At 56.6% G+C, this 19,782-nt stretch carries 23 protein-coding genes and 1 tRNA gene; 21 read left to right on the plus strand and 3 right to left on the minus strand.

Annotated features, from left to right (window positions below; genetic code table 11):
- Nucleotides 1–25: 25 nt before the first annotated feature.
- The 4 genes from HOP44_RS08950 (at nt 26) to HOP44_RS08965 (ending at nt 2,640) form a co-directional block, all read left to right on the plus strand.
- The gene (locus HOP44_RS08950; protein WP_172252541.1) at nt 26–1,168 is read left to right on the plus strand and encodes a glycosyltransferase; all 1,143 of its coding nucleotides are present in this window, start codon (nt 26–28) and stop codon (nt 1,166–1,168) included.
- 114 nt (nt 1,169–1,282) lie between these two features.
- Complete coding sequence (locus tag HOP44_RS08955) at nt 1,283–1,855, plus strand: xanthine phosphoribosyltransferase (RefSeq protein WP_172252542.1); 573 nt, start codon at nt 1,283–1,285, stop codon at nt 1,853–1,855.
- Between the two features lie 92 nt (nt 1,856–1,947).
- Nucleotides 1,948–2,277 (plus strand): hypothetical protein, encoded by a 330-nt coding sequence (locus HOP44_RS08960; RefSeq protein ID WP_172252544.1) that lies wholly within the window; start codon nt 1,948–1,950, stop codon nt 2,275–2,277.
- A gap of 120 nt (nt 2,278–2,397) precedes the next feature.
- Entirely contained in the window at nt 2,398–2,640 is a 243-nt protein-coding gene (locus HOP44_RS08965) for a hypothetical protein (protein WP_172252546.1), read from the plus strand.
- 206 nt (nt 2,641–2,846) lie between these two features.
- Here HOP44_RS08965 and HOP44_RS08970 read toward each other — a convergent pair whose 3' ends face one another.
- A complete protein-coding gene (locus HOP44_RS08970; RefSeq protein ID WP_172252548.1) occupies nt 2,847–3,338 on the minus strand; it encodes a YhjD family protein in 492 nt (163 codons plus the stop codon).
- A 153-nt stretch (nt 3,339–3,491) separates the two neighbouring features.
- On the opposite strand from HOP44_RS08970, the gene HOP44_RS08975 reads away from it, so the two are divergent.
- From HOP44_RS08975 to HOP44_RS09020, 10 genes are all read left to right on the plus strand, one after another.
- Nucleotides 3,492–3,575 (plus strand) — tRNA-Leu (locus HOP44_RS08975).
- Between the two features lie 176 nt (nt 3,576–3,751).
- Nucleotides 3,752–6,367, plus strand: coding sequence for an ATP-binding protein (locus tag HOP44_RS08980; RefSeq protein ID WP_172252550.1), 2,616 nt, complete (start codon nt 3,752–3,754; stop codon nt 6,365–6,367).
- 40 nt (nt 6,368–6,407) lie between these two features.
- Entirely contained in the window at nt 6,408–7,814 is a 1,407-nt protein-coding gene (gene pepV, locus HOP44_RS08985; RefSeq protein ID WP_172252552.1) for a dipeptidase PepV, read from the plus strand.
- A 31-nt stretch (nt 7,815–7,845) separates the two neighbouring features.
- Complete coding sequence (locus HOP44_RS08990) at nt 7,846–8,859, plus strand: asparaginase (RefSeq protein WP_172252554.1); 1,014 nt, start codon at nt 7,846–7,848, stop codon at nt 8,857–8,859.
- A 108-nt stretch (nt 8,860–8,967) separates the two neighbouring features.
- Nucleotides 8,968–9,480, plus strand: a complete 513-nt coding sequence (msrA, locus tag HOP44_RS08995) for a peptide-methionine (S)-S-oxide reductase MsrA (protein ID WP_172253027.1) — start codon at nt 8,968–8,970, stop codon at nt 9,478–9,480.
- Between the two features lie 237 nt (nt 9,481–9,717).
- Entirely contained in the window at nt 9,718–10,407 is a 690-nt protein-coding gene (locus HOP44_RS09000) for a hypothetical protein (protein ID WP_172252556.1), read from the plus strand.
- 135 nt (nt 10,408–10,542) lie between these two features.
- Complete coding sequence (locus tag HOP44_RS09005; RefSeq protein ID WP_172252558.1) at nt 10,543–10,773, plus strand: hypothetical protein; 231 nt, start codon at nt 10,543–10,545, stop codon at nt 10,771–10,773.
- A gap of 37 nt (nt 10,774–10,810) precedes the next feature.
- The gene (locus tag HOP44_RS09010; protein ID WP_172252560.1) at nt 10,811–11,242 is read left to right on the plus strand and encodes a GNAT family N-acetyltransferase; all 432 of its coding nucleotides are present in this window, start codon (nt 10,811–10,813) and stop codon (nt 11,240–11,242) included.
- A 4-nt stretch (nt 11,243–11,246) separates the two neighbouring features.
- The gene (locus HOP44_RS09015) at nt 11,247–11,498 is read left to right on the plus strand and encodes a DUF2164 domain-containing protein (protein WP_172252562.1); all 252 of its coding nucleotides are present in this window, start codon (nt 11,247–11,249) and stop codon (nt 11,496–11,498) included.
- Nucleotides 11,499–11,529: 31 nt separating this feature from the next.
- The gene (locus HOP44_RS09020; protein ID WP_172252564.1) at nt 11,530–12,327 is read left to right on the plus strand and encodes a phosphotransferase; all 798 of its coding nucleotides are present in this window, start codon (nt 11,530–11,532) and stop codon (nt 12,325–12,327) included.
- A 97-nt stretch (nt 12,328–12,424) separates the two neighbouring features.
- On the opposite strand, the gene HOP44_RS09025 is transcribed toward HOP44_RS09020, so the two are convergent.
- Nucleotides 12,425–13,609, minus strand: a complete 1,185-nt coding sequence (locus HOP44_RS09025) for an MFS transporter (RefSeq protein WP_246369694.1) — start codon at nt 13,607–13,609, stop codon at nt 12,425–12,427.
- A gap of 167 nt (nt 13,610–13,776) precedes the next feature.
- Between HOP44_RS09025 and HOP44_RS09030 the strand changes: the two genes are divergently transcribed.
- Both HOP44_RS09030 and HOP44_RS09035 read left to right on the plus strand, forming a co-directional pair.
- On the plus strand, nt 13,777–14,367 hold the full coding sequence (locus tag HOP44_RS09030) for a TetR/AcrR family transcriptional regulator (protein ID WP_172252568.1): 591 nt from the start codon (nt 13,777–13,779) through the stop codon (nt 14,365–14,367).
- Nucleotides 14,364–15,266 carry a PhzF family phenazine biosynthesis protein gene (locus HOP44_RS09035; RefSeq protein ID WP_172252570.1) on the plus strand — a complete coding sequence of 301 codons (903 nt, stop codon included), beginning with the start codon at nt 14,364–14,366 and terminating at the stop codon, nt 15,264–15,266. The genes HOP44_RS09030 and HOP44_RS09035 overlap by 4 nt, the downstream gene beginning before the upstream one ends.
- Before the next feature lie 194 nt (nt 15,267–15,460).
- Here the strand turns inward: HOP44_RS09035 and HOP44_RS09040 are convergent, their stop codons facing one another.
- Complete coding sequence (locus HOP44_RS09040; RefSeq protein WP_172252572.1) at nt 15,461–15,724, minus strand: excalibur calcium-binding domain-containing protein; 264 nt, start codon at nt 15,722–15,724, stop codon at nt 15,461–15,463.
- A 177-nt stretch (nt 15,725–15,901) separates the two neighbouring features.
- On the opposite strand from HOP44_RS09040, the gene HOP44_RS09045 reads away from it, so the two are divergent.
- The 5 genes from HOP44_RS09045 to HOP44_RS09065 all read left to right on the plus strand — a co-directional run bounded on the left by HOP44_RS09045 (nt 15,902) and on the right by HOP44_RS09065 (nt 19,769).
- Nucleotides 15,902–16,120 (plus strand): hypothetical protein, encoded by a 219-nt coding sequence (locus tag HOP44_RS09045; protein WP_172252574.1) that lies wholly within the window; start codon nt 15,902–15,904, stop codon nt 16,118–16,120.
- A 61-nt stretch (nt 16,121–16,181) separates the two neighbouring features.
- Nucleotides 16,182–16,658 (plus strand): SRPBCC family protein, encoded by a 477-nt coding sequence (locus HOP44_RS09050; RefSeq protein WP_172252576.1) that lies wholly within the window; start codon nt 16,182–16,184, stop codon nt 16,656–16,658.
- Between the two features lie 129 nt (nt 16,659–16,787).
- Entirely contained in the window at nt 16,788–18,212 is a 1,425-nt protein-coding gene (gene thrC, locus HOP44_RS09055) for a threonine synthase (RefSeq protein ID WP_172252578.1), read from the plus strand.
- A gap of 141 nt (nt 18,213–18,353) precedes the next feature.
- Nucleotides 18,354–19,232, plus strand: a complete 879-nt coding sequence (locus HOP44_RS09060) for an NAD(P)-dependent oxidoreductase (protein WP_172252580.1) — start codon at nt 18,354–18,356, stop codon at nt 19,230–19,232.
- Between the two features lie 12 nt (nt 19,233–19,244).
- Nucleotides 19,245–19,769, plus strand: coding sequence for a VanZ family protein (locus tag HOP44_RS09065; RefSeq protein WP_172252582.1), 525 nt, complete (start codon nt 19,245–19,247; stop codon nt 19,767–19,769).
- Nucleotides 19,770–19,782 lie beyond the last annotated feature (13 nt).

Here is a 19,782-nt window from a genome sequence, read left to right on the forward strand (position 1 = left end):
GACGCGCGGAAGGGGGAGACTGGCTGTGAGATTGCTTCAAGCTTTATTTTTTCCGCCCGAACAGCCGGGGGGCGTATCATCGATGATCCCGCATCTGCAGGAGAAGTTTTCTTCGGCCCGCTGGGAAATGGAGATTTTTTCGCTGCCCAAGCGGATTCGGGGCAAAGGGCGGGAAGAGGTCGTATTCGAAACCTTCGATTGGAAGCGGTACGCTGACAGTCCCGTCGTGCAGAAATATATGCAGACGTACCGCGATTATTTGTGGTGGACGCGTCTCAGACTGCAGAAGCCTTACGATTTGATCCATGCGCATCATCCGATTGCCGCGCTTGTCATGAAGACGGTATTTCCCGATACGCCGGTTCTGCAGACGACACACTCCAGCTACGAGCGGGAGCTGATCCTGAACGGCAAGATCGAAGAAGGCGGGATCGAACATCAATTTCTGGTTTCCATCTATCGGGAACTTGAGGTCAAGACGCAGCAGCTGATTACCGTATCGGAAGCTTTCCGGCGTTATATGGGACTGTATATCGATCACCCCGAGCGGATCAAGATTATGCCGAACGGGTACGATGAGCGCCGGTTCAAGCCGGTTCCGCACGAGAACGAAGTGCCGCAGCTGATGGCTGTCTGCCGCCTCGTGCCGGCCAAAGGGCTGGATGTGCTGCTTCGGGCCTGCGCGCTGCTTAAAGAGCGAAACAGTCCGTATGTGCTGCATCTGATCGGAGACGGTCCTTCCAGGCAGGAACTGGAGAAGTTGGCCCAGGAACTGGGTGTTTATGACGATACGATTTTTTACGGATACACGCTGCACCCCGAAGAGTTCATGCCCTTTTTCGATATTTTTGTACTGCCGTCGCGGGCGGAAGCTTTCGGTTCGGTATTTGCCGAAGCGGCGCTCTGCTGTCTGGCGCTGGTCGGAACGAGCGTCGGCGGCGTGCCCGAGCAGATCGAACACGGAGTCAACGGGCTGCTCGTGCCGCCGGACGATCCGGAGGCGCTGGCCGATGCGCTCGAGCAGGTCATCGGCGATCCGGCTTATCGCTATGAATTGGCCCGTACAGCCTGCGAAAAAGCCAAATCGCATTATTCGCTCAACCGGGTGGCGATCGAACTCAAACGTTTGTATCTGAGCTACGAAGGACGCAGCCGTCAGCCGATGTGAAGCGCAAAGACACGGATTTCCGGACCGGACATGCGGTGTCATCTTGAAAAAAGTAAAACAAAATGCTATTTTTACGAAAACATATGAAAATGCAGGACCGGGAGGGTTGAGGCTGTGGAAGAGTTAAAAGAACGGATCAAGCGCGAAGGCGTAATTGCCTCGCAGCAGGTGCTGAAACTGGATGCGATTCTGAATCATCAGGTCGATCCCGCGCTGACGATGGAAATGGGCCGGGCGTTTGCCGCCCGCTTTGCGGCAGAAGGAGTAACCAAAGTCGTAACGGTCGAATCTTCCGGCATTCCGGTAGCTTTTGCCGTGGCGCTTGAACTCGGGGTGCCGATGATCTTCGCCCGCCGCAAGAAAACACTGTTGGCGGACCCCGATTCCTATGTGGAACGCGTCCCTTCCTTTACAAAAGGAATCGTGACCGATTTAATGCTGCCCAAACGGTTTATTAACACAGAAGATAAGGTTTTGCTTATCGATGACATTATCGCCAACGGCGATGCTGCACGCGGACTTGTCAAAATTATCCGCTCGTCGGAAGCGACGCTGGTGGGTGTGGGCATTGTAGTGGAGAAGTGTTTCCAATCCGGCGCTCAAAGTTTGCGCGATCAGGGAATCCGCTTGGAATCCTTGGTGCGAATCCAGTCGCTGGGAGAAGACGGGATCGTTTTTGCGGACTGAAGAAATTTGGACCGAAAGCTACATTTCCTGCTTTACCCCTCCGATAATGTTACGTATAATATCTTGTAAGTAGGGAGAGGAGGAAGACGAAGATGAGCGATCAAACGGTAAATAGCGAATTTTTCATCCAAAAAGTCAATGAAGCCAAGGTACATTTCGAACGAGCTCTCGACTGTAAGCATACGGAATTTGATGACCTTTATCCCTATATGATTGAACATCCTCAATTTTTCTGGTACAAGCGATATGTCGCCTGGTCCGAACTTCTTACACTTGCCGATCTGTGCGAAGAACTATCTTTCCCATGGAGAGAAGAGTTTACGACGCAGCAGGTCGAATATGTCGAACAGCGCGTGATGTCGGCCAAAGTGCTTGACTTCTGGTTCGAAAATACGGATTCCAAAGAACATGCCCAGCGCTAACGAACTTTAGGTTCGGGGCTGAAATTGCGGTACGTTTTGTAGAACGGCCCGTTCGCGCCCTGTGCGCGAACGGGCTTTTTGGATTGAAAGAAAAAGTGCGATACAAAGGAGGAATGCACCATGCTCAGCGACGAGCAGTTGAACGCTTACCGGGTGTCCGGAGAGAAAGTGCGGGTCGTACGCGACGGATTAAAAGAAAACGATATCCGGGGCATCGTGGTAGCCTGGGACGATACCCATGTGTTGATTCGCCGACCGAACCGCAATGTGGTCAAGCTGGATCGGAACTATGCGATTCAACCGTCGAAGGAAGAGCGTATCGACCTGCTGGCAGAAGATCCAAAGCCGGGAAAGAGCGAATAGACCCGTCCCGCGTTCGGAGATCGGCAGACGGAGTCTGAGCCGATCTCCGAACGGATGCGATAGATCCACAAAAGCCCGCCTTGCGCCGAAAAATCCGGTACAAGGCGGGCTTTGTCTGGTGAAAAAGGGAGTTTATCTATCATTCCCGTCTGCCGGCTGGCCGCCGGGGGGCGAAGCAGATCGGCAGGCAAGAGAGGGGGATAAGTTTAAGCGTACGCTCCGGCTGAATAAGGGCGGGCAGGTTTCTTGATGCCCTTGGTTCCAACTGCGGAAGAATGGGCATAACTTCGGGTCGGAGCCGCCGAATGGCGGCCGGAATCGGTTACGATCGGAGCCGATTCGAGTCCCATATAAGCCCGCATGCGCAGATCGGCTTCCTGCCGGAAAGGCTCGCGGTCGATATGCATGGCGCCGTGAAGGCCGCGGCAGAGATAATCGGCGTCGACGCCGCTGTCCGTATGCTTGATTTCGCAGATACGGATATGACGTTTCTTGAATTCGCGCCGGATTCCCGATAACAGCACGGCCGCGCATTTCGAAGCGCTCCGGATCATCTCGGTATATAAAGGGGAAGCCTGCATCGGTGCATCGGACTCCAGCTTCTTGGCATCGTTGTCGAATACTTTCAAAATATGAGTCAGCAGCAGATAACTTTTGATCAGTGAAAGTTCGTCTCGGGTCGTCTGTGCAGCGGTCATGCTCTTCACCACCTTGTAGGAACTTGTGTTCTGTTTTCATTATAACCGAACACATGTGCGCTTGCAAGCGAATGTGGTTTTTTTATACATTGACTTTTATTAAAAAGGCATGTTATGATCTGACTTGTCGCCGTAACAGGCGCCATTGAATAAGCGGTCGTGGCGGAATTGGCAGACGCGCACGGTTCAGGTCCGTGTGGGCTAACCCCCGTGGAGGTTCGAGTCCTCTCGACCGCATCACGAACAGAAAGGTCCGTATTCCATGCTTCGGCAGAGGATGCGGACCTTTTTTTGCGCATTTTTGATTTTTGGCCTTTTTTGGGGCGCAGTCCTGTAAAATTCGTCATCTTCCGCCTTCTTCTTTGTCGTATAATAAAAGAAGTTAAAATTCATGCAAAGTCACGAGGTGCATAATGAGCGAGCGCATAATGGAATTGAATCGGATGGTCCGGGTATCTGCCGGCGGACATATTCTATACCTCTACGACGATGCGGAAGCTTATGCCGATAATGCGTCCGCTTATTTGATCACGGGAGCGCAGGGCGGAGACCTGGCCATTTTGATCGACAGACCGGACCGGATCGAGCAGATCCGCAGCCGGGTATTCCGTGCGCTTGGCAAAGAAGAACGGGAACGGGTCGTGTTCGTAGACGCCGAATATTTTTATGGCGTTCACGGCAGCTTCCATCATAAAAAAGTCGTGAAACATTCCGAAGAGCTGCTGGGAAGTTATACGGATCGAATACCGTCGATCCGCACATGGGCTCACGTCGTCTGGAAAAACGAAGAAGGCGTCGAATGCGAGCTGGAGCATTTCGAAGAACTGGCTGACCGGACCGTGCACGATCATCGCATGATCTCGGTCTGCGCTTACGGCAGCGGTTCGATCAGTGCGGCGCTGCAGATCAAAATGCTGCGCCGGCACGACTACGTGATGACCGACAGAGAGCTTACCGGTACGGATCTGTCGGGCAAAAGCACGGGTGCGGTGCTCCCTTCCCTTTCGGCCCAGCGCGAAATGGACGAACGCAATCTGGATGCCCGAAGGCGCCTGGAAACAACGGTCCGGCAGCTCGAGAATGTGATTGCCAACAATCTCGACCCGGTGGCTCTTTTTGACGAAGAGAACAGGCTGGTCAATGTCAACGCCGCTTTCGAGCGCGTGTTTGGCTGGCCGGCCTCGGAGTTTGCGGGAGCAAGCGAACCGGAGCTTCGGGAGAAGATCGGGCTGCGGCTTCTTGATGAAGTCGAAGACCGACAAGCTTTCAACGAGGTGATCCGGCCGGCAGCATCGCTCGATCCTTCCAAGCGGACCGAAGCGAAAGGCTGCACGCGCAGCGGAGGCTCGCTCGATCTTCTGCTGACCGCTTTTACACTCGGCGAAAACGGCCGTCCGGGCGGTCATGCGGTGATTTATCGCGATATTACCGCTTTTCGCAACTCCGAGCGTCTGCTGCAGGAATCGGTCGAACGGTACACGTCGCTCAAGAAGCACAATCACGATGCCGTGTTTTCGATCGACAGGGAAGGGCATGTGATCAATACGAATCCTTCGGCCCAAAATTTGACGGGACTGACGATCGAAAAGATGATTGGCAGACGCTTTGACGAATGGATGTCCGAAGGGACGCTGGAAGATATCCTGGGCGAGACGCCCCCAAGCGAAGAACGCGGCCGCGCTTCGGTGCGGATCCGGCATACGGACGGCCGCGAGTCGGAAGTGCTCACCTCCACGGCTCCGATCATCGTGCGCGGGGAACGGGTAGGTTGTTATATTTTGGCCAAAGATATTACGGAACAGAAGCGGCTGCTGATCGAGAAACAGGCGGCGGAACAAATGAATCGAGCCAAAAGCGAGTTTCTTGCCGTCATGAGTCACGAGATCCGTACGCCGATGAACGGCGTAATCGCGCTAACGCAGCTGCTGCTGGAGACCGAAGGCCTGAGCGACGAACAGCGCGAATACATGGAAGTGATCCGGCGCAGCGGCGACTCGCTGCTCAATATCGTGAACGATATCCTCGATTTTTCCAAGATCGAAGCGGGCAAATCGGAACTTCAACTCGAGCCGATGAACCTGAGGGAGGACGTGGCACGTTCTTTCGATATCCTGCTGGCCGATTCGCGCGCGAAAAATCTGGAGCTGGGTTTGTCCTTCGCTCCGCGAGTGCCCGAAATCGTGGTCGGCGATCCGAACAAACTGCGCCAGATTCTCGTCAACCTGGTCGGCAATGCGATCAAGTATACCGAGACGGGCGGCGTATTCGTTTCCGTGGATCAGGAAGACGACGCGCCAAAAGGAAGCCTGAGGCTCGTTTTCCGGATTCGCGATACGGGAATAGGAATTCCGGAAGAGCAGACGGAACATCTTTTCGATCCTTTTTACCAGCTGGACAACTTTATGACGCGCAAGTCCGAAGGGACCGGATTGGGTCTTGCGATTACCAAGAGACTGATCGAGCTTATGAACGGAAGGATCGGCGTCCGCTCGAAGCTTGGCGTCGGTTCCGTATTCCGGTTTACGGTCGAAGTCGGTCTGCCGGATTTCGACGCCGCCGAATCGGCCGAAGAGTCCGCTGCGCTTCCGGTTCTGCCGGATGACGAAGAACTGGCTCCGCTGCGGATTCTGGTTGCCGAAGACAACAAGATCAACCAGCTCGTGATGGAGCGGCTGCTCCGAAGGCTCGGTTACCGGGCGGATCTGGCCGAAGACGGCCGCCAGGCGGTCGAAGCTTTCGGACGTTCGGGGTACGATGTGATCCTGATGGATGTGCGCATGCCCGGAATGGACGGATTCGAAGCGACGAGGGAAATTCGGGAACGTTCGGCGGAAAAAGGACGTCCGTACATTATCGCGGTGACGGCCAACGCGCTTCGGGGAGACCGGGAACGCTGCCTGGAAGCCGGAATGGACGAGTATATGAACAAACCCGTCGATGCCAAGCGTCTCTCCGAATTGCTCACGGAAGCGGAAAAGTGCGTTCGGCATTCCGGGAAAAATAATGGTAAGATAGTAGGCGAATCGTAAAGCTTGTTAAACGGATAGACACCTTGAGGAGGACAGACGGATGATCGATTGGCAAAAAGAAGCGGAATCCCGGAGAGAAGACCTGCTGCGCGACCTGGACGGCCTTCTGCGCATACAAAGCATCAAGGACCTCGGCAGCGCATCGAGAAAACGCCCGATGGGCTCGGCAGTCGGCGAAGCGCTGGACTACATGCTGAAGCTGACGGAAAGCCTCGGTTTGGATGTTAAAAATGTGGACGGCTATGCCGGGCATGCGCAGTACGGAAACTTCGATCCGGAAACCACGATCGGCATATTGGGTCATGTGGATGTAGTCCCGGCCGCGGGCACATGGACCAGTCCTCCGTTCGAACCGACGATCCGCGGCGGAAAGCTGTACGCACGCGGAGCCATCGACGACAAAGGCCCGACGGTCGCCGCTTTGTACGGGCTGAAAATCGTCAAGGAATTGGGTCTTCCGCTCAGCAAAAATGTCCGGCTGATCTTCGGGACCGACGAAGAAAGCGGCATGAGCTGCATGCATTACTATGCGGCGAACGAACGGATGCCTACCGAAGGATTCGCGCCGGATGCCGAGTTCCCGATGATCTATGCGGAAAAAGGACAGTTTAATCCGACCATCGTGCCCAAGGAACAGCCCAAAGAAACCAAGTCGCTCGTCAAGCTCGAAACGTTCGAGTCGGGCCTGCGGATCAATATGGTACCCGAACGCGCACAGGCTGTCCTGAGCGGCGATGTCCGTCCGTTAGTCGAAGCTTTCGAAGACTTCTGCCGGGCTCACCGGGTAAAAGGCGAAGCGGAGATCAATGCGGGACAGGCCATGTTCACGGTGACCGGCGTATCCGCGCACGGTTCGGAGCCTGCGGCGGGCATCAATGCCGGAACGACGCTTGCCCTGTTCCTTCAGGACGCTTCGCTGCAGCCGGAAGGCAAGTCGTTTATCGGCCTGCTGAACGCCATGCACGAAGATTTTCACGGCGATCGGATCGGCATCGCCTGCAGCGACGAAGTAACGGGTCCGCTGACGGTTAATCCGGGTGTACTGCGCTTCGGCATGGAGGAAGGCGATACGCAGATCGGGCTGACGGCGCGCTGTCCGGTTCAAGCCGATTACGGATGGATCAAAGCGCAGCTGGAAGAAACGATCGACGGATTCGGGTTCCGGATCTCGGAGGTGCGCGAATCCGGTTCGCATTACGTATCCAAGGATGAACCGATTATCCGGGCGCTGCAGACCGCGTACGCCGAGATGACCGGCGACGAACCGACGCTTCTGACGACCGGGGGAGCGACGTATGCCCGGTTTATGGAAAAGGGGGTCGCTTTCGGAGCCTGCTTCCCGGGCAAAGAAATGACTGCGCATCAGGCGGACGAGTATATCGAGATCGACGATCTGCTGAAAGCGACGGCAATCTATGCGCGTGCCATTTACGAGCTTGCGAAATAACCATCTTATTACAGAAAGAAGAGATTAACCGATGTCGCAGGACGTAGAAGTTACCCGTGGCGAGTATACCGAGAGCAGCCATAAGATTCATGCGGCGGTTGTGGATCGGATCGGCCGCCTGCTGTACAGTGTCGGCGATCCCGAACGCCTGACCTTTCCCCGTTCGTCGATGAAGCCGTTCCAGACGGTGCCGCTGATCGAATCCGGCGCGGCCGATGCCTACGGCTACGGCGATGCGGAGATCGCGCTCAGCTGCGCTTCCCACAGCGGCGAACCGATTCATCGGGAAACGGTGCTGGATGTACTCTCGAGAGCGCATTTGTCCGAAAAGGATCTGCAGTGCGGCACGCATGTTCCGCGCGACGGCGAAAGTTACCGAGAACTGATTCGCGCAGGCCGCGAACTGACCCCCGTGTTCAGCAACTGTTCCGGCAAACATTCCGGGATGCTGCTGACCGCGGCGCATCTGCATGAAGATACGGACACCTATCGCGAGATCGGACATCCCCACCAGCAGCGCATTCTGTCGGTCATTGCCGACGTATGCGATGTGCCCGTCGAAGAAATCGGGATCGGGGTAGACGGCTGCGGCGTGCCGGTGCATCGGCTGCCGCTCCGCGGGGCGGCTCTCGGTTTCGCCCGGTTGGCCAAACCGGAAGGGACGGTGTCTGCGCAGCGCGCGGACGCTTTGAACCGTATTCGTTCCGGCATGACGGCGCGCCCCGAGATGGTGGCGGGCAAGAACCGCTTCGACACCGATCTGATGCGCGTGTTCGCGGGCCGGCTGGTCGCCAAAGTCGGCGCGGAAGGCGTCCAATGTATCGGAGTAGCCGATCTGGGGATCGGGATCGTGGTCAAAGTCGAAGACGGAAGCGAGCGTGCGGCTTCCGTTGCGGCGATGGAAGTGCTGAAGCAGCTCGGCATCGGAACGCCCGAGCAGTTCGAACAGCTTGCGGAACATGTTCATGCTCCGGTACTGAATGCGCGCAAAGAGCGGATCGGCGAGATCAGACCCCGCTTTGTGCTGAATTCCCGCGCCGAGTAGAGATAGAAAAGGCAGCATGGGCCATCGACCCGTCAAATTCAGGAAGGAGCGGTAGCGGCGATGAATCAGCATTCTCAAGGCTTCGCACAAAATGCGGGCGAAAACACAATCGAAAAGGCTACCTTTGCCGGCGGCTGCTTCTGGTGTATGGTTACACCTTTTGAAGAACAGCCGGGGATTCACGGAATTGTGTCCGGCTACATGGGCGGCACGGTAGAAAATCCGACGTACGAGCAGGTGAAGACCGGCACGACGGGACATTACGAAGTGGTGCAGATTACATTCGAACCTGATGTGTTTCCATACGCCCGGCTGCTTGAGCTGTATTGGCCGCAGACGGATCCGACGGACGGCGAAGGCCAGTTCCAGGACCGGGGGCCGCAGTACAAACCGGCGATCTTTTTCCACAACGAAGAACAGCAGCAGGAAGCTCTCGCTTCCCGGCAGGCGCTTGCGGACAGCGGGCGTTTCGATAAGCCGATCGTGACGGATATTTTGCCTGCGCAGGACTTTTACGAAGCCGAAGATTACCATCAGGATTACCACAAGAAAAATCCGAAGCATTACAAAGAAGACCGCGAGCAGTCGGGACGGGACGCCTTTATCGATTCCAATTGGTAAAGGCGCCGATCCGGCCGATTTCTCCAGCTAGACCAAAAGACGCGCCTTGGGCGCGTCTTTTTTGATGGATGTGTAAAATCCGTCCAACTCCTTTATAATAAAGCGAAGCCTGCCCGCAATGGGACCAACTTCGCATAGGCGTCGGTTCAAAGGTCGGCAGAAATAGGAAATAGCGGGCTTCTCAGTTTTTTGGGTTACCGATAAAATAAAGGCATTACATACCAAAGGGGAATGAACATGCTGATTCCGGACAACGAACTGACGTTGGAGCGGCTGAAAGCTTTTATCTGCAAGTGGGCCGGACCCGCAAAACCGGAGTACGGCATTCGAACCGAAGAGATTCCGGCGGATCTGCCTTTCGTCCTAAAAGATTTCTACAGGTTCGCCGGCAACTGGCCCAATCCGTCTTTCGGAACGGGCAGCGACCCGGGCGGGCTGCGTCCAAAATTATTTGAAGCGCAGGATATCTGGATGGATGCATCCGGATTGAAACGCGAGGACGGGCGGATTACGTTTCTGCTCGAAAATCAAGGGAGTTGGAGCTGCGAGGTCGATGCCGGCCGCGACGATTCGCCGGTATACAGCGATGCCGCGCGGCTGTGGGACGATTATCTGGAAGAGAGCGAAATCGTATGTCCTTCGCTTCCTCATTTTATGACGACATTCTGCCTGCAGGAGCTGGTCTTCGGGAGCCGGTATTTCGGCAAGCTGCAGGGGGGGCTCGATCCGGCCGTATTCCGCGACACATTGAATCCGATCTGGCTGGACGGTTATTATGTCTTCAAGGAACCTTCGCATTCGTTCTATCTGTGCGGCGATAATCTGCTTATCATGGATTATTACTCGGACGTCTGGTACGGGTGTCTCGAAGAGAGTGCTTTGTCGCTGATCGCCGATCCGACCATGGTCAATCCGATTGAGCCCTGAACGTCCGACGTTTTTCAAAGCCGTTTTCCCGGTATGCCTAGGCGTGTATACCGGGATTTTTGCGTATACCGGATCCCTTCCGTGTAATACCGCGCGAGATCATAGGAAGTCTGCGGCGTCTGGAATCCGGCCAGCATGACGGAAGGCAGCGCCAGTACGCCAACCCAACACAATCAGCATCACCGGTCCCCCAATCCAGAGGGGCGGGAGCCGTTTGAACAGGGAAGAGAAGCTTTTTCGGAGTACGGGATTTCCCTTTTTTGTTTTGTAACTCTGACTGTGCGGCTTGTTTTTATTGGTGCGCATGGCAGGCAACTTCCTGATATCCGCCGCTTGGCGTATTTGCCGCAAATGATTTTATTGTAAAAGAAAACGGATCCGAAAAAAAGGAGGCTTCGGCTGTATGGTCGTCATCAAACCGCATACGGAAAAAACGATTCCCCCGCTTCAGCTCATGCGTCTCTATGAAGATGTCGACTGGTGGCCCGAACGCACCAAAGAAGGAATCCGCAAGCTGCTGGCACACGGAATCGTACTCGGAGCCTGGGAAGACAAGCAGCTGGTCGGATTCTGCCGGGCCGTGTCCGACGGCGTTTACCGGGCTTACGTGGAAGATGTGGTCGTGCTCCGCACACACCGGGGGCAAAAGATCGGCCGGCAGCTGATCGACAAAATGATCAAGGAATTGAGCGGAATCGAAGTCGTGAGTTTATTTTGCTCGACCAAGCTTACCGATTATTACGAGAAAAGCGGATTCAAGCCTACGCGGCAGGTGGTCATGCACCGCAGCAGGCCAAGCGGTCCTGCGCGGACCGAACCACCCGAGAGGAGGTGAACCCATGATTCCGATCCGAGTGCCCAAAGAAGACAAAGACGAGATGATCGCCGACCTGCGGAACTTTTTCTATGAAGAGCGCGGGGAAGAAATCGGAAGTCTTGCGGCGGAACAGCTGCTCGACCATATGATGAAACAGTTTGCCCCGTACATATACAATCAGGCCGTTCGGGATGCCAAAGCGGCGGTGAACGAAAAGATGCTGCAGATCGAAGACGAACTGTATGCGCTGGAGCGTCCGGTCAACCGGAGATAAAGGCCGCAGGAACGGCGGAAAAAGGTGAGCGATGAACAAGGATTTGTGGAGTAAAATCGGAGACGGAGGCACGGCCGAGATTTACCTTGACGAATCGGGCCGTGTCGTGAAGCTGTTTCGGGAAGGGTTCTCCGAAGCAGCCGCAGCGTCCGAATATCAAAAAAGCGAGTGGGCTTATGCGGCAGGCCTGCCTACCGCCAAACCGCTCGGGTTGACGAACTTGGAAGGCCGGCAGGTTCTGCTGCTGGAACGCCTCGAAGGCGAGTCGCTGCTGCAGCGTCTGCATCGCAGCCCGGAGACGGCCGAAGAAGCGGCACATAAATTTGCCGCGTATCAGGTTCGGCTGAACGAACGGAAAGCCGCTGACCTGGACGACGATCAGCGCATCCGCCTGGTACAGCGGATCGGCTGGGCGGACCGTCTCAGCGGATCGGAGCGCCGCCAGGTTCTGGAAGCATTGGAGCTTCTGCCTGATGGACAACAGTTCTGCCACGGCGATTTTCACCCGGGGAATATTATGGAGAACGGGGAAGACTGGCAGGTCATCGACTGGATCGATGCCAACTGCGGCCATCCTCTGTACGATGCTGCACGGACCCTGCTGCTGCTTGGGTTCGGCACGGACGAAGGCGGTGCCAGAGGACGCATGGAAGAAGCGGCGGCCGTATTCCGCAGTGCCTATCTGCAGACGTATTCGGAACAGTCGGGCTTTGCCAGGGCGGAGATCGAGCGCTGGATGCTGCCTGCGGCGGCCGCCCGTCTGGTCGAACCTATCGCGGAGTCCGAGAAGGACAAGCTGGTCGAATTCGTTAGGAGCCGTCTCCTATAGACGCAAGCTTGTCCGAAAGCGGTTTTCGACCTCGGTTCGAGCCGGGTTTGGGTTCGTCTACCGCTTGAGCGGGAAAAGAAGAAGGGAAGGCGCCGTTTTAGAGGCGCCTTTTTTGCGTGGCGATCCAGAAGATCAATCCTGCCAAGCTGACGCATGCCCCCAGCAGGCTGACACCGCTCCAGCCGTAATGCGCATACGCCTGGGTGGACAAGAATGCGCCCAGTGCGCTTCCGATCGAGTAGAAGACCATGTAAGCGCCGGTCAGACGACCGCGTGCTGCCGGAAGCGCGGCAAACAGCAGGCTCTGGTTCGTAACGTGCACCGCCTGCACCGCGAAATCCAGCAGCAGGATCCCGACGACAAGCAGCGGCAGCGAGTGATGCAGCAGGCCGATCGGCAGCCAAGACAGCAGGAGGAGGACCAAAGCGATACCGGTTGTACGTTCGCCCCATCCCCGGTCAGCTAGGCGTCCGGCTCCCAGAGCGCCGAGCGCTCCGGCCGCTCCCGCCAGTCCGAACGCGCCGATTGCCGACGGGGACAAAGACAGCGGGACACTGCCAAGCGGCAGGGCAAGCGGCGTCCACAGAATGCCAAAAGCGGTAAAGACGAAAAAGGCCAAGGCCGCCCGGGTCCGCAGCAGACGTTCTTCCGCGAACAGCCGCAGTATCGACAGCAGCAGCCGTCCGTACGACAACCGGGACTTGTCGGCAGAGTCCGGCGGCAGCACGGCCAAGAGGGTGAACGCGGCGGCGGCCGTCAGCAGCGAAGAGATCAGATACACGGCGCGCCAGCCGGCCAGATCGCTTACGACTCCGGCAAACGTGCGGGCCAGCAAGATACCGACGACTACGCCGCTCGTGACGATGCCGACGATTCGGCCCCGTTGTTCTTCGGCCGCGAGCGCCGAAGCCAAGTTGACGAGTACCTGGGTCACAACGGCTGCGAGACCGACCAGAGCCAATCCGGCCAGCAGCATGAAAAAGCTCGAAGCGAGCGAGGCGGCCAGCAAACCGGCGGCGATCAGCAGCAGTTGGATGACCGTCATGCGTTTCCGGCTTCGCAGATCGCCGATCGGCACGATCAGCAGCAGACCAAGCGCGTAGAACAGCTGAACGACCATCACGATCGAGCCGATGGCGGAGACCGAAACGCGGAATTCGTCCGCCAGCAGGCCAAGCAGCGGCTGCGTGTAATACACGTTCGCCACGGCAAGGCCGCAGGCGGCCGCAAGCAGCAGCGGAATTTTCGGTGAGAGTTCTGTCGAAGAACGGGATACGGACATGATAAGCCTCCTTAGGTGCATGTTTTGTACCGATCGGTATGTAATGGGTGCCCGCCTACTATATCGGTTCCTTTTCGATCTTGTCAACCCTTTGCCAATTCGGCGGACAATGATTTATACTGATCGGTACAGAGTTGACAGAACCCTATAGGCGAAGGAGGAAGAACATGAGGCCGCGTGCTTTTGACGAACGGGAAGCGCTCGAAGCCGCTCTGCGGGTATTCTGGGAAAGAGGGTACGAAGCCGCTTCGCTCAACGATCTGACCGAGAGAATGAATATCCGCAAGCCAAGTTTGTATACGGCATTCGGCGATAAGCGGGAGCTGTTCGGGAAAGTTCTGGATCTGTACATGCGCAAGCATATCGCTTACGTGGACGAAGTATTGGGCAGGGAATCCGCAGTAGCGGCGGCATTCGGCTGCCTGCTGCGCGATCTAGCGACCGCCGGTTCGGGCGGAGACCCGACACTCGGCTGCCTGGCGATTCTGACCATCGACGAGCTGGCGCGCCGCGAACCGGAGTGGACCGCGAAGACGCAGGCCCATCAGCTGAGATTGGCCGAACGATTTCGACAGCGGATCGAACAGGGCATCTCTTCGGGCGAATTGGCACCGGACCAGGATGCGGCCGCGCTGGCCCATGCGCTGCTGGTAGCGGTGATCGGTCTGACCGTGATGGTCAAAACGAGGCCGGATGCCGCTTTTGTCGACTCGACGATCGCGGGGACATTGACCTTATTCAAGGAGGCGCAATCATGACAACCGTTCAAGTGTTTCATTACGAGGCTTTTTCGTCTGTCGCAGGGCAGGGCAATCCGGCAGGCGTGATGCTGGATGCGGATTTTTTGACGGATGCGCAGATGCAGAAGGTTGCGGCTGCAGTCGGTTTCAACGAAACGACGTTTATCTGCCGTTCGGAAGAAGCGGACGTCAGGCTGCGCTATTTTACGCCGGGGAATGAAATGGACCTGTGCGGACATGCGACCATGGCGTCGCTGTACGCGCTGCATACGAGAGGAAGGCTGGACCGAACCGAGGCGCTGATCGAGACCAAAGCCGGCCTGCTGCCGGTGCAGCTTCGGTATGGGGCGGACGGCGGCGGGGAATCGCTGTTCATGCGCATGCGCCAGGCCGACCCGGCATTTGTTCCGTTCGAAGGCGATCGGGACCGTCTGCTTGCGCTGATGGGACTGTCCGTAGACGATCTGGATGACCGCTATCCGATCGTCTACGGCAGTACGGGCGTCTGGACGCTGCTGATTCCGATCCGGAATCTGGAAGCCTTCTCGCGTATGACTCCCGACAATGCCGCTTTTCCGGGGGTGCTGACGCAGCAGCCGCGGGCGTCTTTGCATCCTTTTTGTATGGAGACCGTCGATCCCGCAGCCCGCATGCACGCGCGTCATTTCTCTTCGCCGTTCTCCGGCATGGTCGAAGACCCGTCTACGGGCACGGCGACCGGCGTCATGGGCGCTTACGCACTGACTTATATGGAGCCGGAAGCGGATCGCGGCGAATTCATGGTCGAGCAGGGAATCGAGATGGGACGCAGCGGCCGGATTCGGGTAGAAGCGGCGCGGACAGACGATGGCGGCATGGATATCCGGGTATCCGGACAGGCGGTGTTCGTCGGGGAATTGGAGATCGAATTGGATTGAATAGATGCAAAAACCCAACTTCCTTCGCTTCCGGCGCGTTTAAGGGATAAGAGGAAGGGGGCGGATGATCATGGAAAAGAAAACGTACCGGGTACGCAGTGTCTATTCGGTCGGAATCCTCCCCAAACGATTATAAAAAAGGAACACGTTGGCTATGAACGCCTACAAAAATAAGGGATGCCCGAAGGCATCCCTTATTTTTCGCAGGCAATAAAATCTTTGTCGCGGTCTTTTTTCTGGTTTTCTTCGTACAATTTCGCGGAAACGAACGGTTTGTGCTTCGTTTTGCCGCCTTTGTTTTTGACGGATGCGGATTTGGCGACGCCGCCTTTGTAATCTTTGTTCAGTTCGGAGCAGTTTTGATACTTTTGGGCGGCGTCGACAGGCTGCGGAGATGCGGGAACGGCCACGGCAAGCAGCAGGGCGAAGCTCAGGCCGTAGGCCAGTCTTTTTTTCATGGGGAAAGCCTCCAGTTCATCAAGGGATAGTCCCGTCCTCGGGGCGGAACGAATGTCGTCTGAGGTTTATATCGGAAGAAGAAGCCAGGGGTTTAATAGAGGGTAAGGAAATAACAAGGACATTAGGCACAAGATTCAGTAAAAGGAGATGAACGAATAACAAGAGGAGGAAAACAGATGGCCGAGCGCAAAAAGAGATTTTTTAACGAGGAGCGGGAAGGATTGGCCGGGGAAAAGGTGGCGCTGCTGTATATCAAATATGCCTACTGCCGGACCGCCCAATGGATCATTCGAAAAAAATCGCCGCTGGATTCCCGTTTCACGGACAGGTTGAAGCAGCTTCGCGCGGCTATCGACGATTCCAAAAAGATTCGTTTCGATTACGGCATAAGCTGAACGACAAGAAAACGGAGCTGGGCGCTTAGGCGAAGTGTCCGTTTCGGGAGGACTGATGTCCGTGGTTATCATCAGCGAAGAAATCCGGCTGAATGCTCCGATCGAGGTCTGCTACGATGCCGCACGCGATATCGGACTGCATCCGCAAACCGTCCGGCCCCGAACGAAAGAACGGACCCTGCCTGGCGGAAGAAGGGACGGCCTGATGGAAAAAGGCGAAAAGGTCGTATTCGAAGCGGTTCATTTCGGTGTGCGGCAGAGATTGGAGTCGGTTGCGGAAGAAATGGAGCGGCCGGACTTTTTCGTCGATCGGATGAGCCGCGGCGCGTTTCGGCACATGAGCCACCGGCATGAATTCGAGACAAGCGGTCAAGAAACGATCGTGCGCGATATCCTGCAGTTCGCTTCTCCGCTGGGACCGTTCGGCCGTCTGTTCGACACGCTCGTTCTGAAACGTTATATGCGATCTTTTATCCGCTACCGCCAGCGGCAGCTGAAAAGAGCAGTAGAGCAGATGTACACGTTGGAAGGACAATAGTCCGCTGCGGGAAAAGCTCCGTTTAAGCTCGCCGACTGTTTTTTGGAGCGAAAAGCAAAAAAAGACTGTCATCCGATGTCGGTTTCGGGGTATGATTATTGAAATATTCTCGATCACTGGGGGCTTACGATGAACTACGTCAGTACAAGAGGTCAAGTTGAACCGAAAGGCTTTATCGATACCGTTCTGATGGGACTGGGCGAAGACGGAGGGCTGATGATTCCGCAGCAGATCCCGACCGTATCGGCCGGGACGCTGGAACAATGGAAAGGGCTGCCTTTTCGCGAGCTGTTTATCGAAATTTTCTCGCTGTACGCCAACGGAGAAATTCCGGAAGCCGATCTGAAGCAGTTGGTGGATGCCAGCTACGCTTCGTTCCGCGAACCGGAAGTGACGCCGGTGCGCAAGCTGAACGATTCCCTCTATATTCTGGAATTGTTCCACGGCCCGACGTTTGCATTCAAGGACGTAGCGCTGCAGTTCATGGGCGAATTCTATTCGTACGTCTCCCGGACGCGCGGCGAGATCATCCATATCCTCGGCGCAACGTCCGGCGATACCGGCGCGGCGGCGATCCAGGGCGTGCGCGGCAAGGAAGGCATCAAGATCTGTATCCTTCACCCGCATGAAAAAGTCAGCAAAGTGCAGGAACTGCAGATGACGACGGTAAACGACGGGAACGTGCTGAACCTGTCGGTCAAAGGGAACTTCGACGACTGCCAGCGCATCATCAAGGAACTGTTCTCCGATCTGTCGTTCAAAGGCGAACATCATCTGCGCGCGATCAATTCGATCAATTTTGTCCGGATTCTGGCTCAGACGGTCTATTACTTCTATGCGTACTTCCGCGTGAGCGAACAGTTGGGTGCCGACGCGGCCGCCAAGAAAATCAACGTCAGCGTGCCGTCCGGCAACTTCGGCAATATTTTCTCGGGCTTCCTGGCGAAAAAGATGGGCCTGCCGATCCACAAGCTCATCATCGCGACGAACGAAAACAATATTCTGGAGCGCTTCGTGACGACTGGCGAATACCGTCCGGGCGAGTTCCGCAAGACGCACAGCCCGTCGATGGACATCCAGGTGGCGAGCAATTTCGAACGCTACCTGTATTATCTGCTGGACGAAGATTCCGAGAAAGTATCGGCGTACATGGCGAAGCTTGCGAGCGAAGGCGGCATCACCGTCGAAGGCGAACTGCTGGAGCGCGTGCAGTCCGAACTGCATGCGCTCGGCGCCAAGAACGAGCAGGGGCTGGAACTGATGGGCCGTTACAAAAAAGAGTACGATTATCTGCTTGATCCGCATACCGCGTGCGGCGTGGCGGCGTACGAAGCGTTCAACGGGGAAGGCGAAGTGACCGCCGCGTTCGCGACGGCGCATCCGGCCAAGTTTGACGAAGCGGTACGCCTGCTCGATATCGTGCAGGACTTCCCGGTCGAGATCGCCGAGCTGGTCGCCAAAGAGCAGTTCCAGACCGTGATCGACAACGACAAAGCGGAAGTGACGCGTCAGCTCGAAGCTTTTTTTGCGGGTGACGCGGTAAGCCGCTCTTAAACGGTTGACCCAAAGGAACGCCTTCCGTAAGGGAGGCGTTTTTTGCTGCGGCCGAACGGGAGGCGGACATGACTCTCCGCGCGGATTGCGGTATGCTGGCTGTAGAGCAAAAAAATAGCGAAGCGGGAGCGTGGAACAATCATGAACAAATTGGCCTGGATCGGAACGGGATATATGGGACTGCCGATGGCGCGCAATCTGCTGCAGGCGGGTTACCCGGTGCGTGTATATAACCGGACGGAAGACAAAGCGCGTCCGCTGACGGAAAACGGAGCGGTACTTGCCTCTTCGCCGCGCGAAGCCGCGCAGGGCAGCGAAGTCGTCTTTGTCATGCTGACGAAAGGTTCTGCCGTGCAGGCTGTATTCGAAGGAGAAGAAGGTCTGCTTGCAGGGATTGAAGCCGGCAGCGTCGTCGTAAACATGAGCACGATCGCGCCGGAAGAAGCGCAAGGGTTCGCGAGGCAGGTGGAGCAGTCGGGCGGGCATTACGTGGATGCGCCGGTATCCGGTTCCGTGGGTCCGGCGGAGAAGGGGCAGCTGGTCATCCTGGCCGGAGGCCGTGCGGAAGCGGTGACGCGGTGTCAGCCGTTTTTCGATATTTTGGGCAAAAAAACGATCCGGTTCGGCGAGGTCGGCGCAGGCAGCTCGGCCAAACTGTCGATCAACCTGCTGCTCGGCGTCATGGCGCAGGGCATCTCCGAATCGCTGCTGATCGGCGAACGGGCGGGACTTGACCGCGCGCAGCTGATCGAAATGATCGGCGAATCCGCCGTCAACACGCCGATGCTGGCCGGCAAAAAAGACATGTGGATGAACGAAGAGTTCCCGGCGGCGTTTATGGTGAGCCTGCTGTCCAAAGATCTGGGGCTGCTGACGGCGGAAGCGAAGCGGCAGGGTCTCGAGCTGCCGCTGGCCGAAGCCGCGGACCGGACTTATGCCGACGCGGTGCGCAGCGGCAGAGGCGAACTGGACATGGCCGCCGTCTGGCTCGAACTCAAAGAAAGAAACGAAAACCGATAAGGAGTTTTGCTTATGAAAGCCCGAAATATCGCCGCGAAACTGCTGGCTGCGCTGGTGCTGCTCGGTTACGGATCTCTGCTGCTTTATTGGATGTTCTGGGGATTCGGACGTTCTTCGCATATCGCGTTGGGAGGCGATTTTCGTTATAATCTGGAACCTTTCGAGACGATCCGGCTGTTTACCCGCTCGGCGGGCTGGAACAATCTGCGTGCGCCGCTGATCAATCTGGCGGGCAACGTCGCGCTGTTTGTTCCGTTCGGCGTGCTGTTTCCGGTCCTGTTTCGCAGATGCCGGCGTTATCCGGTATTCATCCTCCGTTTCCTGGCTCTGATTCTGCTGCTCGAATTGGTACAGGGTATTTCGGGAGCGGGCGTGGCGGACGTGGACGATCTGATTCTGAACGGAGCCGGAGCGACGATCGGCTACATCGGATACCGCTTGGCCGTCGGACCGGAGAAAAAGCGCGGCGGTCGAAGAGACGGGCGCAAGTCTTCGGCGGCCGGACGCGGTCGAACCGCGCAGGAGCGAAGACAGTAAGATCCGTTGGAGC

It is taken from the genome of Saccharibacillus deserti (assembly GCF_013618475.1).
GTDB classification, from domain to species: domain Bacteria; phylum Bacillota; class Bacilli; order Paenibacillales; family Paenibacillaceae; genus Saccharibacillus; species Saccharibacillus deserti.